The following is a 17,712-nucleotide window of genomic DNA, read 5'->3' on the forward strand; positions in this document are numbered from 1 at the left end:
AAAATGCTCGATAACTGGCATCGTTTGCATCCAGTGCCTGATATTATAAATATGAGCGCTATAGATACATGCGCTGCAAATAAAGGCACTGTAGAGCCAAAGCTGACACTAACACCAGATAATCGCGGCGTGAGCTATGGTGATGGTTTCTTTAGCACCATGGGGGTTATAAACGGCGAGATACTGTGGCAAAGCTATCATGCGCAGCGTCTTAACTCCCACGCTCAAGCCCTACAATTAAATATCGATAACCAAAAGCTGCTCGCAATGTTAGCCAGTCATGCTAAGCAACTAGAGCAAGGGGTAATGAAGGTTGTCATTACTCGTGCTCAGCAAGCAGTGCGCGGTTATGGATTTACCGCCAATAAACTAGGTAGCGATTGCGAGATTTGGCTCAAGTCAACGGCTATGTCTATCGAGACTACTGCGTGTACATCTCTATCCCATGGGTGCTCCGTCTTACTCCAGCCTTCCATCTCTGCTATCTGTCTGTCTGCAAAATTGGCTTGTCTACCGCCGCCATTAGCGGGTCTCAAAAGTCTAAATCGGCTGGATAGTGTACTAGCCAGTGGCGAGCTCCAAAGAGTTAAAGGAGCTAATCCCAATATCGGTGAAGGCTTGGTACGTGATATGACTGGCTGCTGGGTCGAGGGCACGATGAGTAATGTCTTTTACCAATTATCTAGCGCCCAATCGACTGAGGCTAGCTATAAAGCCAATCACCATCTATCAGACCACTATCTATTATCAGGTCAGTGGTTTACGCCGCCTATAGTGGAGTCGGGTGTCGCTGGCGTGATGCGCCAAGTCATCATAGATAACCTCATTAATACGGATAAACCTGTTATTGAACGAGCTTTATTAGATAAAGATTTGGCTCATATCAGTAAACTATTCTTTTGCAATGCCCTACGCGGAGTAATGCCAGTAAGCTCGCTGACTTTGTTAAATGGAGAGCTACTGGAGTTTGGTTAGTGCTTACTCTACGCCAAATATAATAAATTTAGTATCAATAAAGTTATCAGCTTCTAACACAATATCCTCATTTCTATATCTCTCTTGCGCTTCTAACATCGCGGTTCCTGCATCTTTAGCGACCACCTCAATGAGGGCACTCATGGTTTCGATTATTTCTATTTGATAGGTTTTTAAGCCTGTTTTTTCTGTCATAACGGTTCTCACTTTTGCTACGGCGGGTTTCATTGATCGTAGCGAAAAGATTCTAGAGAAGTGATCGTCTTTTGTTAACAATGCTTGTGTCATGCATTAGATTGATCAATGATCCTTTTAAATCAATATTATTAAAGTTTAAAAGGAAAAATTATGCGTCCAATCTATGAAGAAAGTAGAATCCCGCTACAAATACGGCGATTGATGATTTTTGACGAAATCTGTCAATTAGCACAAAAAAAGCCTGACGAAATTGTCCATTTATCTCGCTATACACAACTGGCATTAGGCGTCATGTATCTGCGAGACTTCAATAAATATATTGCCTTTGGTGGAGTATTTGAATATGCGCATACACGTGAGGAGGTTATTGAACAAGGTATCAATGTCTTTCCTAATGATGAGCTAGTGAGGTGTGCGATAACAGTGAATCTCAAACCGTTTACTAAACCTGCTCGAACACCTATTCAGTTGCTTTGGCACTGGAATAGTTATGTGAAGAATAGGCAGCATGCGTATATAGATTATTGTGAAGAGAGCTTTTTTCGAATCAATGATGAAATTGATTGGGAATATCCACCGCATAAATTTCATGACCGTTTAGTTGCAACAGCACGATTACCATTATGGGATGATAGGGATGAATTGATTGCAGATGTTTATCGGGATAAGAAAGGACAACCAAGACCTAAGCGCTACAATGAAAAGCGTTTAGGATAATTTCCGATAACGACCACGGCCTAAAAACTCAATAATACCTTTATCACGTAATACTTGTAACTGCTGGCGAATTTTATCTTTAACATGGTTGTTTTCAGGATACTTAAGCTGTAATTCATCCGCAAAAGCATAGACTTGTTGCAAAGTAAATTTGTCATCAAGTCTATCAATACATTGCCAAACATCTAACGTCCAGCCTCGTGCTTGCGGCGTTTGCTCTCGTAAAAATAACGTTTTTTGAAATTGCTGAGTGACTTTCTCACGTGCTATGACCTGCTGATTTTTAACCAAAAACACCTTTCCTGAATCTGGAACTTGGCGCAAATCAATATTACAGCCCACCCAACCTGCACGCCTTGCTGTAGGAGGTAAAGGCTTGCGTTTAATAATCATTGCTGATTTAAAAAAATGCTTGGGAATAATAAGAAAATTATTAACTCTAAGCTTAGGCGAGTAAGTCAAAAAGAAAAAACTGGGATTATTCTCACTATTGATACGTTCAATCATAGTGTCATAGGCACCATCGTTAACAATGTTACTTAATTTTGCCTTTTTACTTTTGAGCTCGTATTGTTCTTTACAGGTGGCACAATAAAAGTCAGCGACAGGTTGGTTATTGACAAATTCAGCTAAAGGCTGGGTACTACAGTTGGGACAATAAGCATTATCTTTGACCCAAGCTTCACTGAGGACCCGAATGATTTGGGGCGTTGAGTTATAATTGGCAGCTAAGCTTTGATTGAAGTCTAAAAACATAATTGTGAATCTATAAAATGGATGGTTGAGTAAGACATAGGATATCTTATAAGTTATAGCACGATAAACCTTGATTTGATGAGCAATTTGTTGAAAGCTAAGTAAATCTCATTGAAATGCGTTCCGTTCAGTGCTAAATTCTAGCAAACCTCTGCCCTGTGAGTTGCCATGAGCAAGCTAACCCCTGAAAACCCTGATGATAAACCTAATAACAGCTTGCCTACCGAAGAGTCTAATCAGACCGAGGATGAGGCAATTGTTACGGACATCTCGCTTATTAGTAGAGAGGGTAAACCACGGCGTTATAAAAAGGACAACCAGTCTTTTTTTATGCAGCGTGGCTATCAGATTTTATTAGTACTGGGACTGATTGCCGCTTTTTTATTAGTAATGGTTTATCAAACGTTATTTGGGCGGATAGAGCAGCCTGAGCAAAAAGTAACTATTGAAAAGGGCGATACTTATTACGGGTTGTTACCACAGTGGCAACAAGAAATCCCGCTGTTTTCTGCCAGTATTGCTAAGATGTATATTAAATCACAGGTTGATGCGCCCTTGCATGCTGGTATTTATCAATTACCTGCCAATCCGACCATTGCCGAAGCACTACAAATATTGGGGCAAGGCGCAAAAGTGGCTATGGTAAAAGTACAGATTATCGAAGGCAAAACGGCCAATGACTTGTATCAGAATTTGCTTGAAAATGAAGGCATTAAAAAAGAAGCATTAACTGCCAATGCGGATAATGCTAGCATTGCTCAAGCACTCGACTTGGTAGGCGTACTACCCGACTCGGTAATCAATAGCGATGATCCTATTGTCAGCTATAACCTTGAGGGCTGGTTTGCGCCTGATACTTATTATTATGGAGAAGGTGCTACCGATACCACGGTGTTGACCGACCTGTATAAGCGTCAGCAGCAAGCCTTGACCAGTGCATGGGAGAGTCGAGCGCCAGACTTGCCTTATGAGACTCCTTATGAAGCGCTGATTATGGCTTCTATTATCGAAAAAGAAACCAGTGTGCCAGAAGAGCGTCCGCTAGTAGCTGCAGTATTTACCAATCGTATGAAAAAAGGCATGCGCATGCAGACCGATCCGACCATTATTTATGGCATGGGTAGCCGCTACGATGGTAATATTCGCCGAGCAGATATCGATGAAAAAACGGCCTATAACACTTATCAAATCGACGGCTTACCGCCAACCCCTATTGCTTTGCCTTCTGCCAGCTCGATAGAAGCCACTTTGCATCCGGCTGATAGTGAAGCATTATATTTTGTCGCTACTGGTAATGGCGGTCATAAATTTACCAATAATTTAGCAGACCATAATCAAGCGGTAAAAGAATATCTAAAGGTAATGCGTGAAAAAAAGTCACAAACGCCGCCACCATAACTCATAACTAGCTACACTCAATCCAACCTAGTGTTGGCGATATAAGGTTTCATTATGCCCTCTGCTTTAAGTGCTCAGTCTAATAACGTTCAAACTCCTCATGTAAAGCCTGATAGTATAGATTCTAGTTCAGAAAAACTTGACAAGGCACGTGGGCATTTTATTAGCTTTGAGGGTACAGAAGGCGTAGGTAAGACCACGGCTATCGACCAGCTCTGTAGCCATCTACAAACGGTTGGTATCGATTATCTACGCACACGCGAGCCGGGTGGTAGCCCTTTTGCTGAGCGGCTGCGGGCTATTCTTTTAGATCCTGCCACTGATATCAATGATGATACCGAGCTGTTACTGCTGTTTGCAGCACGCTGTGACCATTTACAACAAGTTATCTTACCTGCTTTGAACAGCGGTACTTGGGTGATTTGCGACCGTTTTACTGATTCGACCATCGCCTATCAAGGTTTTGGACGGGCATATGGGGATAGTGAAGTGGTGGCAAAGATTGAATTACTGATTGCGCAGTTTGTGCCACTATTACCTGATATGACCTTATGGCTGGATTTACCGGTCACTGAAGGTATGAATCGAGCTGGTAAGCGCAGTGCGGCTGACCGTTTTGAACAACAAGCTACCGAGTTTTTTACCCGAGTATATGAAGGTTTTAGCGCTCTTGCTACCCTACATCCTGAGCGTATTCAGCGTATTGATGCCTCGGGAAGTAGCGACGAAGTTAGCGAGCGTATTTGGCAGCTAATACAAACTCAGTTTGGTATCGATAGATTTGGTATGGATAGTTGATAAAAGTGGCACTGATTAACTAATAGAAAAATCCCCAGCTATGAGCTGGGGATTTTTTGTTTAAAGGCTTACTTATAAAGCCAGCGATTATTTATCAGCGCTGGTTGAGTCGTTATCGGTAGTACCTTTTTTGCCGTCGTCAGCCTTTTTTAATTCAGGACTCTTGGTATCAGGAAGACGGTTGGGATCAAGCGATCCTTTTTTGGTCTTAGGCGCACTGCCACTACCTTTAGCGTTAGCTTTTAAGGTCGCTACCGAATAACCCGCTTCAGTATTTTCTTGCTTTGCTACTGCTGGCTTGGCGGGCTCCTGCTGGGCGGGCTTTTGCTTTGCAGGTTTGGCGGCTGTACTTTTGGCGTCAGTACCAGTGCTATTGTCCTTAGAAATAGATGATGAGGGCTCATTATCCTTATCAGCATCTGCGGCTGGCGCTGTATTTTGCTCGAGCTCATTTTTCGCCGTCTCGCTCAGCTCCTTTTCTTTACGCTTATCAGGCGCTTTAGACTTGGCTTCAAAGCTGGCATCGGCAATGGCACGAGCTTGTTCTTGCTTAGCAGTGACATCTACTGGCTTGGGTTGAACTTCATCCTCAACGACGAGAGCGACCAGCTTACGATCACGAGGCACCACGCCATCGAACTTATCAGTGATGACTTTTAGATTGCCTTCTTGATCCAAAGTATAAAGTGGAACAAATTGTTTATTGTCAGCCTTATACTGCTCAAAGCTATAGCTGTCCGTGATATTGGTAATCTTAATTTTAGCCTTTTTGGAGAGCATACTAGCCAGCTTGGTATACGTGACATCTTTACCGAATAACCACTGCGAATGGAAGTTTGCTTGCTTGTCATCGCGCTCACTTTTGACTTTTTCATCACTGAACTTTAGGCGAAATAGCTTTTGCTCACCGAACTCATGACGGTAATGAATCTCGGATAAAGTGTTCAACTCCTTGTCCGTACTCATAGCAAATAAGTGACCAATACCGATAAGATCAAGATGATGATCAGCATGATCAGAGACCGGATTACCAAAGTAGGTACGCAGCCCACTCATGCGGGCACGGGCGATATTGGTATAGTTATTATGAGCGACAATCACATCAAAGCCTTGCTCTTTTAGCGAAGTCGCTACCATCAAGGCTACGGGGTTAGAGCCAACAACCAGGATTCCGTTGGTCTCAGGCTCACGAACCCCTAGCAGATTCCCCACCATTTTTGCGCCCAAGCCTTGAATCATTACCGTACCGATAATGACCATAAAGACTAGAGGTACTAGCAGTTCGACCCCTTGAATATCATACTCTTGCAAGCGAATAGCAAATAAAGAGGAGATAGCGGCGGCGACGATACCACGAGGGCCAATCCAGCTAATCATCATCTTTTCATTGGTTTTTAGATTAGAGCCAATAGAGGATACCCAAACCGATAGTGGACGCGCAACGAACATCACAATTGCCAGCAAGACAATACCGGCAAAGCCAACGCTCATCAAGTTGGCAAGCTCCACCCGTGCGGCCAGAATGATAAACAGTACTGAGATCAGTAATATCGTTAAGGATTCATTGAATTCAAGAATAGTATCGCGTGGGAATTTAGGCCAGTTAGCTAGTGCAACCCCCATTACCGTCACGGTCAGTAGACCAGACTCATGCTCCAAATGATTCGATATCGAAAATAGCACGAGTACAAAAGCAAGCGTAAAGACATTACGCAAAAACTCTGGAATCATATGCCGGCGTATCAAAAATGCCAACGCCCATGCGCCAGCCATGCCAATGGCTGTTGCCAACACTACAATTTTGGCAAATAGAAAGATACTACTGGCCTCACCGCCCGAGATGATATATTCATAGATCAGAACCACCGCAATAGCGCCGATAGGATCGATGATGATACCTTCCCATTTTAGAATATTGGCAATGGTTTTATTAGGCCGGACACTGCGCAGTAGCGGCATAATTACCGTCGGACCTGTTACACAGACCAGCGCACCGAACAACAAGGCAATCAGCGGATCAACATCGAAGAGTAAGTAGGTGGACAAGGCCACGATAACGATGGTGATGACCACCCCAACCGAGACTAGCATCTGTACCACGCTACCATGCTGCTTGATCTCGTCGAACTCTAGGGTTAAAGAGCCCTCGAATAAAATAATCGCTACACCCAAAGAGATAAAGGGAAACATTAGCTCCCCCAAGATCAAGTCAGGATCGAAAATACCCAAGACTGGGCCAATAATGATGCCAATCAATAATAAAAACAAAATGGACGGTTGCTTTAAATACCAAGCCAACCATTGGGCGGCGATGCCGATCCCAACCACGCCGGATAACAATAGGGCGGTATCCATAAATTAATCCTTTTATAAGCTTTATAGACGTCTTCTATATTAAGTTTTGCCTAGAGTTTTATAGACAATTTTGATTATAAGTAAATAATCACTAATCGTTTGACGATAGCTGTTAATTTGAAATCGTCAGTCATAACAAAATAAATAGCTGTTTATAGAGCAGTGATTTCTTATGATAAGTTAAGGTTAATAGAGCGGTTTGAAGATAATAGTTAAGTAATAGACAATCAAGCTTCTAACGCTTTTCTATTTCATTTAACTTGCATTGATAGACTTTTGTTTGCTATATAAGGTGTTGAGTTTGTCATCATAGCATGATTTTATTTTACCTGTATTCGCACCCTTTAAACAGAACATAGCCATAATGGGCGTTATCCTGCATAATATATAGCTATATAATTAGCTTCAGCATTATATTAGAAGCGATACCGGGTTATATGCCTTGTTATATATAATAACCATTAATATTATAAAGAATAGCATAAGAGGATAATATGCAGAATCATTCGACCATCTATAAGTTTCAGCGCCGCTCGAAACGCTGGTTAAAACACAGTGCGCTCAACAGTGCCTTGGCTATCGCCTTAGGCAGTGTAGCGATAACCGGTGCTAGCGTCGTCTTAAGTCCAAGCGCACAGGCGGCAGTGTCTACTACAGATTTTTCTAATCTGGTGCAGCAAGTCACTCCAGGGGTTGCCAGAGTTAACGTTACCAAAACCGTCAGTCAGGCCGAGCTGGCGCAAGCGCAAACCGCAGAACTGCTGCGTCAGTTCTTTGGTGATCGCTTACGCATTCCTAACCAGCCAGCGGTTCCAGCGATTGAGCACGCTTACGGTACTGCTTTTTTTATAACCAGTAATGGTTATATGCTAACCAATCATCACGTGGTTGAAGGCGCTGATAAAATCACAGTGACGCTGAATGATAGAACGGAGCTTGATGCGACCTTAGTGGGCAGTGACGAGCGCTCAGATGTGGCAGTATTAAAGGTAGTGGGTAGCCAGTTTCCTGCTCTGCCTATCGGTGACTCTAACAATATAAAGGTCGGTGAGCCGGTATTGGCTATTGGCTCGCCTTTTGGTTTTGATTACTCTGCCTCAGCGGGTATCGTCAGTGCCAAATCGCGTAGTTTCTCCCGTGAGACCAGTGTGCCTTTTATTCAAACCGATGTGGCATTGAACCCCGGTAATTCTGGCGGTCCATTATTTAATCAGCGCGGAGAAGTGGTGGGGATTAACTCGCGTATCTTTAGTGGTACGGGGGGCTATATGGGCTTGTCGTTCTCTATTCCTATTGATGCGGCGATGGATATTTATGAGCAGCTCAAAAACAATGGCGAGGTCATGCGTGCTTATTTAGGCATTTATCCACAAGATATAGATCGCAACTTGGCAGAAGCTTATAATTTATCGCGGCCACAAGGTGCGCTGCTCACCCGAGTATCACCCGATTCGCCAGCACAAAAAGCCGGTCTTAGAGCTGGTGATATTATTTTAAAATACAATGAGACGCAAATTGTACGCGCCTCCGATCTATTGAACCTAATTAACCGTGCGCGGCCCAATGATACGTTTCAGGCGCAAGTACAGCGTAGTGGTAAACCGCTTATCGTAACCGGTAAACTGACTCGTGCGCCGAGCGATGTCCAATCAGAGGGGCGCAATCAGCAAGACAATGACGTGCGCTTGGGCTTGCGTTTACGTAACCTAACCCCTGATGAGCAAGCGGAGCTATCAGTAGATAAAAAGTCAGGTATCTTGGTCACCGCTGTTGATCCGACTGGACTTGCGGCACGCTCAGGACTGATGGCTGGCGACATTATTACTAATTTGCATCAAAAATCGATTGGTGATGTGACTGACTTTACCAGTGCGTTATCTTCATTGCCTAAGAGTGGGGTGGTGACTATCGAAGTGATACGCCAAGGTATACCCGCTATTATTGGGCTGAGAATAGAGTAATTTCTATCAGTGCGTATCAGCGGACTATCACACTGTTGATAATTCGTTACTTTCTTTTAAAAGGTTTTAGCAGCGCTGTTCTATTAAGTTAGACTGGTATTACACCAAAATAGTAGGTTAATAAGCGCTGCTTTAAGTTGAGGGCGTGTTTGATGATTTGGCCGCCAATCAACAACTGGTAGCACCATAAAAATATGCTACACTAGCAGGCATTTATTGCGCTAAAGTAAGACCATAACGCAAAACAAACCCAGTAAAACCTGCGTTTATTTGTAACATTATACAGTGAGCAAGGTTTTATCTTTGCTCTCGACTATCATGACAGCTTTGAGAAAAGCTAGGATAATACAGTAAGGCACAGTTATGAGCACAGCATACGACGATATTAAGACCCGATTACAAGGCTCGATGGTAGCCTTGGTAACGCCCATGCACCCTGACGGTCAAGTTGATTATAAGCGTCTGGCAGACCTCATAGACTGGCAAATTGAGCAAGGTACTCATTGCTTAGTAGCGGTGGGGACGACTGGCGAGTCGGCAACCCTATCTATGCAAGAGCATAGCGAGGTGATTCGCTATTTTGTCCATCATGTCAAAGGCCGTATACCTGTTATTGCCGGTACGGGCGCTAACAATACTATGGAAGCGATTAAGCTGACCCAAGATGCCAAAGATGCAGGTGCGGACTGCGCTTTATTGGTAGCCCCTTATTATAATAAGCCGCCGCAAGAAGGTTTATATCAGCACTATAAAGCCATTGCTGAAGCGGTTGATATGCCGCAAATGCTCTATAACGTCCCAGGCCGTACAGTGGTCGATATCGCCCAAGAAACCGTCGAGCGTTTAGCTGATATCGATAATATCGTAGCCATTAAAGACGCTACTGGTTCAGTGGGCCGTGGAGAGCAGCTCATTAAAGCGCTAGGGTCACGTTTAGTCGTATTATCAGGGGATGATGGTACAGCGCTGGATCTAATGAAAGTGGGCGCAAAAGGTAATATCTCCGTAACCGCAAACGTCGCCCCAAAAGCGATGAGTGCCACCTTTACCGCTGCTCTTAATAACGATTTTGAGATCGCTAATGCCGCACATGATGTCATCAAGCACTTACACCGTGATTTATTCATCGAATCAAGTCCTATTCCCGCTAAGTATGCTCTTTATAAAATGGGCATGATAGATAAAGGGATTCGTCTGCCTTTAGTTTGGTTGGCTGATCAGCATCATGCCACGATTGATGAAGCTTTAGTACGAGCAGACTTAATACGAGCAAATAGCGTCTAAAACTGGCTTTTATTTTGCTAGCGCATTCAACAACTATTGTAAAATAACGGGCAAGCCTAGCATTATCCTTTAGGAAATACCGGTTGCCCATTTTGCGAGATAATACAGAGATACTATGATGAAGCAATCCTTCACCACTTCAAAACCATTTGCTGCTCTACTTACCATCGTATTAGGCAGCACAGTCGTATTAAGCGGTTGCCAAACCGTCAAAGGTTGGATGGGTCAGCGTGATAATGGCAGCCTAGATTATCAAAACAGTGGAAAGTTGGCGCCATTGGAGTTGCCAGCAGCTCAACAAGCAGCTCCGTTTGTGCCGTTATATCCAACGCCTAGTTTGGGTGCTAATACGCTAACGTTAGAAAATGAGTCTGGTAAGCAGTATCAGCTACCAAAACCTGAGCGTACCATAGCCATAACCTCTGCTCCTACAGAATAAACTTTCTAAATCCTACTTATGCCGTCATATTTTTATTGTTATTAAAATAAACGGCAGCGTTATCAGTGAATTACGCTGTCATCAAAATGGCAATCTAAATCTTAGCGGTAGTGCTATATTTTTCCCCTAAGCTTGAACGAACAGGAATCCCTGCAATGCAAAAACAACAATTGCTTTATAAAGGTAAAGCCAAATCCGTTTATGAAACCGATGATAACGATTATTTGATTCTGCACTTTCGTGACGATACTTCAGCTCTTGATGGCGCGCGTATTGAACAATTGGCACGAAAAGGGCAGGTGAATAACCGCTTTAATAGCTTTATTATGCAAAAACTAGCAGATGCAGGTATCGAAACCCATTTTGTCGAGCAACTGTCACATGACGAAGTGCTGGTTAAGCGTTTGCATATGATTCCAGTTGAGTGTGTAGTCCGTAACTTTGCTGCTGGTAGCCTGGTGCGTCGTTTGGGATTAGAGGAAGGTCAGGCGCTGACACCACCGACTTTTGAGCTATTCTATAAAGATGATGCACTTGGCGACCCTATGGTTAACGAGTCGATTTCTGTAGCTCTTGACTGGGCAACCGAAGCGCAATTAGCACAAATGAAAAAGCTAACTTATCAAGTCAATGAGGTCCTCAAAGCGCTGTTTGATGCCGGTGATTTGATGTTAGTAGATTTCAAGTTAGAGTTTGGCGTGTTTCATGATCGGATCATTTTGGGTGATGAATTCTCACCTGATGGTTGCCGTATTTGGGATAAAGCTACTAAGAAAAAATTGGATAAAGACCGCTTCCGTCAGTCATTAGGTGATGTCATCGAAGGTTATGAAGAGGTTGCTAAACGTATTGGCGTACCTTTAGATTAGATGCTTACGCAGGTGCTTAATAATCAATAGAAAAAACTGAGCTTGATGCTCAGTTTTTTTATGCCATATGCAAAAGGCTTAACCCGCTCTAATATTAATACTCGGTTCATTATCATTTAAACTTGAAAAGGCTTAATCAATGTCAGCCGTTATAACTACTCCTTCTAAACCTCAACTATTAAAACCGATATGGTTTACTCGGCCAACCTGTGTGGTCGCCGCTGACCTGATAGGTAAAGTATTATGTCGGCAGCTGGTTGATAGCGACGGCGTTACTAAGATATTACGGATGCGTATCTCCGAGACTGAGGCTTATATTGGTGAACAAGATGCCGCTTGTCATACTCATGCTGGCTCACGCACGCAAAGAACGCAGATTATGTACCATGAAGGCGGGGTCTTTTATGTTTATCTTACCTACGGCGTCCATCATATGCTCAATCTAGTGAGCGGCTTAGCTGAATCGCCTGAATCAGTATTGATTCGTGCCGGATTTTTGAGTGAGAGCAGCGATAGATTGGTCACTGAACAGTCTTTAAAGCCTGATCAGCAGTTAACTCATCCCAAGCAATTCGCAGGCCCTGGTAAGCTGACTCAACGCTTGCAGATAGATCGCAAGTTATATGGTAAGCCCATTGAGCCGGCAGCAGGGGTTTGGATTGAAGATGATGGCTGCAAGCCGCCTATCTCATTGCGACCCAGAATTGGTATTGATTATGCGGGCGAGGCTAAAGACTGGTTACTACGCTACATTTGGACAGATCATCCCTCACTCTCTAAAAGATAGTAAGCAAAAATATAGTAAGCAAAAAGAATATGCGAGGATGGTAAGCGCTTATAAGGACTGTTATTGTTTGAGAGATATCCGTTTTCTGTTAAGTTATAAATATCAAACTTATGGATAGTGATTTTATAAGGTGAAATTATGTATAAGTTAACCGTGTTCATTCCTGAAACGGCACTAGAATCTGTCAAAACCGCATTATTTGCGGCAGGCGCTGGTAGCATCGGTAATTACCAACAGTGCTGCTGGCAGGTCAAAGGAGAAGGGCAGTTCACCCCGGTAGCTGGTAGCACGCCCCATATTGGTGAGCAGGATAAGCCTGAAAAGGTTGACGAGTGGCGAGTAGAAATGGTGGTTGATGAGCATGTTATCAACGAGGTAATTAGCGCATTAAAGCAGGCGCACCCTTATGAGACCCCTGCTTATGATGTGCTTCAAGTCTTAGACTTTTAAAGGTTTCAGATTGAGGACACGGCCTAATCAATACTGCTGTTAGCTGAGCCCGCACGTTTTAATCTTCTTTGATTTTAATCACATTATAGCCCGGGTAGCCAAGCTCGATCTTGTAATCTTTGTTGCCACGAATGGCTTTGACTTTGATAGTACTACTGCCTTTCTTATATTTGACATCTCGAACGCGGTATCCCATACCGGCCACTTTATTAGCCGCTTGCTGCTCAATCGCTGGCAGGTAAATATCCTTTTCGAGTGTCTTGATGGTCTTTTTATGCTTTTTATAGACAGATGAATCTTTATAAATGTCTTCATAGACATCGCCATAGGCGTTATAGCCCGGGGTAGCGCAGCCGGTAGTCACGGCTAGAAGGGCGGCGACTATGCTGGTAGCAGTGAGGGTTTTTAATGCAGATAAGGTGCTCATAATCCATTCTCATTGTGGTTAAGGGTGGTTAAAATCAAAATAACTTTTGATCATTATAGTCAAAAATAGAATAAAAAACGGTCAAACAAGACCAGAGCGGCTTGTTTGACCGGCGGTACCAAAGGTGGGGTACCAAAACTAAAATTATGCTATAAGAAATCACTTCATCCTATCCTCAACTATTTAGCTTTACAGAAGTAGGTTAATGCTATTAGCTATGTGGGCTAATGCTAATGTCACTTAACACATCACATCAATAGGTCCGATATTCTTTAGTCACGCTCAAGTTTAATAACCCTTAAATCAGGATAGCTCAGTTCAATCTCATACTCTTGTCCGCCTCGTTTGGCTTCAATCTCAAAAATACCGCGATTATTTTTTTCATCCAGCTCGATATCAGTAACTTGATAGCCCATCCCATTAACTTTTCTAATAGCACGCTGTCTGATCGCCGGATAACGTGCTTCTTGTTTTATTCTATCTTCAATATCGTCATCTTTGTGGCGCTGGTATTGACCTTTGTTTTTATAGCTTTTGTTTTTATAAATGTTACCTGTATCATGATAAATAGGTCTATCGTCGTATCTTGGGCTGACAGTAGTCGTACAGCCAATAGTAGCCGCTAGCAAGGGAATAGTTACACCAGCGGTCAACACTGTTTTTATCTTTGAATGAGATAAGAATGCCATGATATTTTATTCCTACAATGGGTGAGTGGCAAAAATGCTTATAATAGTATTGAATAGTCTCTTGAAATAATTTATTACATTTGCATCATAGGGGCAATAGCTTGGAGATAGATGTCGTTTACGTTTATAAAATGTAAAAACTAATAAGCTTAGGTAAATATCAAATATTATAAATAATAATAGGTTCTATAAATAATAGTGGTCAGACCTTCAAAAATAAGCGTTCTAGACTGGATGTAAGCATATGCTTACAAGCAATGACGCTCACGCTACTTAACAGAAGCCTAACATTTTGGCATTATAGTCACACGGTACAGGGGATTGTAGCTCAAGGATTGAGTTGACCGCATTAGGGATAATGATTCATAAGCTGGCATCAGGATGATAAAAGCTTATGGAGTAAGGATACAGCCTGTACGGACCGATAGTCGTAAGACTATTATGATGTAAAGTAAGTCACGGGCAGGATGCCTGACTATCACCCCATACTAACTATAGTTCAAGGATGGATTATAATAGTCGTGATAGCTAACATGGATAGTTAACAATAAAACCGCATAATCATTAATGGCTATGCGGTTTTATCGTGTCTAGAGTTTGTCTATAATTCATTTGGCTATGTTAGCTAAAAGGGGTAGCTAAAATCTAGACCCTTAAATACCTACTTACGCTCAAATAGAAATAGCACTGATTGATCAGTGCTATTTCTATTTGTAAAGCTATTTAGGAAAGAAAATTATAGCTATAAATTGTATTCTAATCAGAATTAGTAATTATGTTCACGGCGCCAGTCATCTACTTGACGCTCAGCTTCATCTTTACTATGGCCATAACGCTCTTGCACGCGGCCAACCAACTTGTCACGGCTGCCTTCAACGTGTAGTAAATCGTCATCCGTTAAATCTGCCCATTTTTGTTTTGCTGAGCCTTTGAGTTGATTCCAATCACCTTTAAAAGTATGTTTATTCATAAAGCTTCTCCTTGTTATGATTATTAATTTATTAATTACTGCTGTATTCAGCTAACAGGTTATCCAGCTGATAAATTTTAGTATAGGTGCTCACAGTTTTACCGTCTATATAATCATTGTTTATAGTGTTGCTTAATAATAGCAGAATAAGCTTTTATGTTATGAGCACACCGGTTATGTAGAGAGCTATGTAAATTACATATCCAGTATGTAATAGCAGAATTAAATAATGGGTTTGTTTTATGAGATTACACTGATGCAGCTAGTAGATTTTGCAATTTGTTAAGTCTCAGAACCTACAAAATCAAAGTCGACTTTTGGTGTTTCGCCTTGCATCATCAAGCTAATAGCTTTAGCTGAACCGCAAGCAAAAGTCCAGCCAAGAGTGCCATGTCCAGTATTAAGCCAGAGATTATCGAAGGTCGCTTCGGTATTGTGACTGCCGTGATAGTTTCTACCTTTATGTGCCCGCCCAATTAGAGGCACGCTTGAGGGGGTCATCGGATGCAAGCTTGCCCAAAACTGCGCTGAATTAGCAACAATGCCTTTGGGGAAAAGCTGCCGTATGCGTTCAGTGATTTCATCGCAGCGAGCTTGATTCAAATCTAGACTGTAACCATTAAATTCAATGGCGCTTGCCACTCGTAGAGTATCACCAAGGCGCGATATAACCAGTTTATACTCGTCATCAATTAGGCTAATAAAGGGCGCTAGGTGCGGCGCACGTGGATTGACTTTATAAGTGGCAGTATAGCTTTTTGCCGCAAAGATAGGCAGCTCAACCTCCAAAGGCTTTAATAGTGGCATGCTATCATGACCTAGTGCTAGTACATGGCTATCAGCGCTAAAGGTTTGGGCGTTTTCATCAATAGGTTGAATGGTAATACTATGGATATGCGGCTGTTCGGAGTGTGCATCAACATTGAGGGCTAAAACCTCAGTATCGTACATAAAGCGTACGCCTGCCTGCTGACAACGTTCAGCCAAACGTTTGGTAAATAAGTAAGGGTTGCCTGACTCATCAAGACTGGTATAGGTGGCACCAATAAGCTTATGAGCAATAGGATAAAGGGCTGGCTCTAGACTAGCTGTGTTATTAATATCAATAAACTGTCGATTGCAGCCCAGCTCTTGTATGCGTTTAGTAGCAGCGTTTGCAGCTTCAAAATCCACTTTATTAGTATAAAAATGCATAACCCCACGAGTTTTATGCTCGTACTTTATGTTCATGTCAGCACGTAAGTATTTTAGCGCTTGTTGTGAATACAGCCCTAAACGTACCATCTGTACCAGATTGGCATCAGACTTTTCAGCTCGGCATTCGCGCAAGAATTGCATGGCCCATTGACGCTGTGATTTATCAGCACGCAGGCGATAGAGTAGCGGTGCATCCTCGCTAAAAAATCCTTTGAGCGCCTCAAACGGGGTTTTGGGATCTGCCCAAGGTTTGGCATTGGCCACTGATAAGCTGCCACTGGCGAATAAAGTCTGTATCCCTGCCGCTGACTCGCGCTCAATGACAGTAACGTCAAAACCAGCTTGGCGCAAATACCATGCGGTAGTTATGCCCACCACACCGGCCCCAAGTACTGCAATATGTGCCATAGATAACAATCTCGAGAGTAGGGTTATGGTTGAATGCGAGCAGCTGGCTAGTTCAGAATAAGATAGTAGGCCATGGGAGATCGCTCAACCTGGCCTACGCTTGCTGTATTTATTGCGGACGCGCAATATCTGCTTGCAGCGCTGGTGGTAAGTCAAGAATAGTTAAATCACTGTCTTCTAGCTGCTGCGGGCGGGCTACGACCAACGCTTCAAAGCCTGTTTCAGCCGCAATCGCATTGACCACTTGGATTTTACCTAGCTTCTCGCCTGCTGCAGGAGTGTCCCCTGACCCTTCTACCAAATGCAAAAACGCTTTTGGCGCCGCTTTAAAATAGATACGGGCGATAACTTCTTGGCCTAAATAGCAGCCTTTATCATAGTCCATACCACCACGTTGATGCAGACGCAGCTCTTGCGGTTGAAACTGTCCTTGGGTGTCTGCGACTATCCAATAGTTACCGGTTGCAATACTGCGCTGCATCCATGCTTGAATATCCTCTGGGGTATTATGCTCTTCTTTATGGCTAAAAGTAGGCTCATCATCTAACACACAAGGATGAATGGGAGTAGGCGGGCTGGTTTCGAACTTTGAAAAAGCGCCATACTTCTTCAAATGAGCTTGGAATGATTCGACACAGTCGGCGCTGATAACCACATCGTATTGCTTCTCATCCTGCTTTTTTATCCAAAGGCCGAAATCAATACGCCCTTTTAAGTTACTAAGTGCCGTAGGCTGATAGCTGAGTCCGATTTTAGTTACGTCGGTAGTAATTTGACCTTGTAAAAACTTTTCAGCCTCCTCACCTTCGATAGTCAGTTGTACGAACTGGGGTAGGCTTGAGGCGTTTAGAGAATCACTCATTGTTATTATTCCTCTATAAATGGGCGCAATAGTGCACAATGTTCTATATTCATTTAACAGTCATTAATAAATGCTTTATAGCAAATATCATAAACTCGTCAAAAGCAAAATGGATGTCAATAAGAGTAGCATAAAAAAAAGATGAGAAAAATGCTCAGCTTAAAGAATAGAT

General features: G+C 42.8%; 18 protein-coding genes. 10 read left to right on the plus strand and 8 right to left on the minus strand.

The features are described from left to right. Positions 1–3 precede the first annotated feature (3 nt). Entirely contained in the window at positions 4–975 is a 972-nt protein-coding gene (locus tag JMX18_RS10740; RefSeq protein WP_227674638.1) for an aminotransferase class IV, read from the plus strand. Positions 976–978: 3 nt separating this feature from the next. On the opposite strand, the gene JMX18_RS10745 is transcribed toward JMX18_RS10740, so the two are convergent. Then, positions 979–1,170, minus strand: coding sequence for a DpnD/PcfM family protein (locus JMX18_RS10745; protein ID WP_201587633.1), 192 nt, complete (start codon positions 1,168–1,170; stop codon positions 979–981). A gap of 153 nt (positions 1,171–1,323) precedes the next feature. Here JMX18_RS10745 and JMX18_RS10750 point away from each other — a divergent pair, with 153 nt between their 5' ends. Continuing rightward, on the plus strand, positions 1,324–1,890 hold the full coding sequence (locus JMX18_RS10750) for a hypothetical protein (RefSeq protein WP_201587635.1): 567 nt from the start codon (positions 1,324–1,326) through the stop codon (positions 1,888–1,890). Here JMX18_RS10750 and JMX18_RS10755 read toward each other — a convergent pair. Further along, positions 1,882–2,646, minus strand: coding sequence for a DpnI domain-containing protein (locus JMX18_RS10755; RefSeq protein ID WP_201587637.1), 765 nt, complete (start codon positions 2,644–2,646; stop codon positions 1,882–1,884). The two genes, JMX18_RS10750 and JMX18_RS10755, sit on opposite strands and share 9 nt — an antisense overlap. A gap of 168 nt (positions 2,647–2,814) precedes the next feature. Between JMX18_RS10755 and mltG the strand changes: the two genes are divergently transcribed. Together mltG and tmk are read left to right on the plus strand one after the other, a co-directional pair. Continuing rightward, entirely contained in the window at positions 2,815–4,044 is a 1,230-nt protein-coding gene (gene mltG / locus JMX18_RS10760) for an endolytic transglycosylase MltG (RefSeq protein ID WP_201587639.1), read from the plus strand. Between the two features lie 54 nt (positions 4,045–4,098). Beyond that, positions 4,099–4,842, plus strand: a complete 744-nt coding sequence (gene tmk / locus JMX18_RS10765; RefSeq protein WP_201587641.1) for a dTMP kinase — start codon at positions 4,099–4,101, stop codon at positions 4,840–4,842. Between the two features lie 87 nt (positions 4,843–4,929). Here the strand turns inward: tmk and JMX18_RS10770 are convergent, their stop codons facing one another. Next, on the minus strand, positions 4,930–7,197 hold the full coding sequence (locus tag JMX18_RS10770; RefSeq protein WP_201587643.1) for a cation:proton antiporter domain-containing protein: 2,268 nt from the start codon (positions 7,195–7,197) through the stop codon (positions 4,930–4,932). 494 nt (positions 7,198–7,691) lie between these two features. On the opposite strand from JMX18_RS10770, the gene JMX18_RS10775 reads away from it, so the two are divergent. The 6 genes from JMX18_RS10775 (at position 7,692) to JMX18_RS10800 (ending at position 12,987) form a co-directional block, all read left to right on the plus strand. Next, positions 7,692–9,158: a Do family serine endopeptidase gene (locus JMX18_RS10775; RefSeq protein ID WP_201587645.1), complete on the plus strand. Its 1,467-nt coding sequence runs from the start codon at positions 7,692–7,694 to the stop codon at positions 9,156–9,158. A gap of 363 nt (positions 9,159–9,521) precedes the next feature. Further along, positions 9,522–10,442: a 4-hydroxy-tetrahydrodipicolinate synthase gene (gene dapA, locus JMX18_RS10780; RefSeq protein ID WP_201587647.1), complete on the plus strand. Its 921-nt coding sequence runs from the start codon at positions 9,522–9,524 to the stop codon at positions 10,440–10,442. A 115-nt stretch (positions 10,443–10,557) separates the two neighbouring features. Next, positions 10,558–10,881 (plus strand): hypothetical protein, encoded by a 324-nt coding sequence (locus JMX18_RS10785; protein WP_227674639.1) that lies wholly within the window; start codon positions 10,558–10,560, stop codon positions 10,879–10,881. A 155-nt stretch (positions 10,882–11,036) separates the two neighbouring features. Beyond that, positions 11,037–11,750 (plus strand): phosphoribosylaminoimidazolesuccinocarboxamide synthase, encoded by a 714-nt coding sequence (gene purC / locus JMX18_RS10790; RefSeq protein WP_201587649.1) that lies wholly within the window; start codon positions 11,037–11,039, stop codon positions 11,748–11,750. 139 nt (positions 11,751–11,889) lie between these two features. Then, positions 11,890–12,537 (plus strand): DNA-3-methyladenine glycosylase, encoded by a 648-nt coding sequence (locus JMX18_RS10795; protein WP_201587651.1) that lies wholly within the window; start codon positions 11,890–11,892, stop codon positions 12,535–12,537. Between the two features lie 138 nt (positions 12,538–12,675). Beyond that, a complete protein-coding gene (locus JMX18_RS10800; RefSeq protein WP_201587653.1) occupies positions 12,676–12,987 on the plus strand; it encodes an NGG1p interacting factor NIF3 in 312 nt (103 codons plus the stop codon). A 58-nt stretch (positions 12,988–13,045) separates the two neighbouring features. Here the strand turns inward: JMX18_RS10800 and JMX18_RS10805 are convergent, their stop codons facing one another. From JMX18_RS10805 to ygfZ, 5 genes are all read right to left on the minus strand, one after another. Then, positions 13,046–13,414: a hypothetical protein gene (locus JMX18_RS10805; protein WP_201587654.1), complete on the minus strand. Its 369-nt coding sequence runs from the start codon at positions 13,412–13,414 to the stop codon at positions 13,046–13,048. A gap of 272 nt (positions 13,415–13,686) precedes the next feature. Next, a complete protein-coding gene (locus tag JMX18_RS10810; RefSeq protein WP_201587655.1) occupies positions 13,687–14,103 on the minus strand; it encodes a PepSY domain-containing protein in 417 nt (138 codons plus the stop codon). 766 nt (positions 14,104–14,869) lie between these two features. After that, positions 14,870–15,073, minus strand: coding sequence for a CsbD family protein (locus JMX18_RS10815; RefSeq protein ID WP_201587656.1), 204 nt, complete (start codon positions 15,071–15,073; stop codon positions 14,870–14,872). A gap of 282 nt (positions 15,074–15,355) precedes the next feature. After that, entirely contained in the window at positions 15,356–16,678 is a 1,323-nt protein-coding gene (locus JMX18_RS10820; RefSeq protein ID WP_201587657.1) for an FAD-dependent oxidoreductase, read from the minus strand. 109 nt (positions 16,679–16,787) lie between these two features. Then, complete coding sequence (gene ygfZ / locus JMX18_RS10825; protein WP_201587658.1) at positions 16,788–17,540, minus strand: CAF17-like 4Fe-4S cluster assembly/insertion protein YgfZ; 753 nt, start codon at positions 17,538–17,540, stop codon at positions 16,788–16,790. Between the last annotated feature and the right edge of the window lie 172 nt (positions 17,541–17,712).

The organism is Psychrobacter jeotgali (assembly GCF_904846315.1).
GTDB classification, from domain to species: domain Bacteria; phylum Pseudomonadota; class Gammaproteobacteria; order Pseudomonadales; family Moraxellaceae; genus Psychrobacter; species Psychrobacter jeotgali.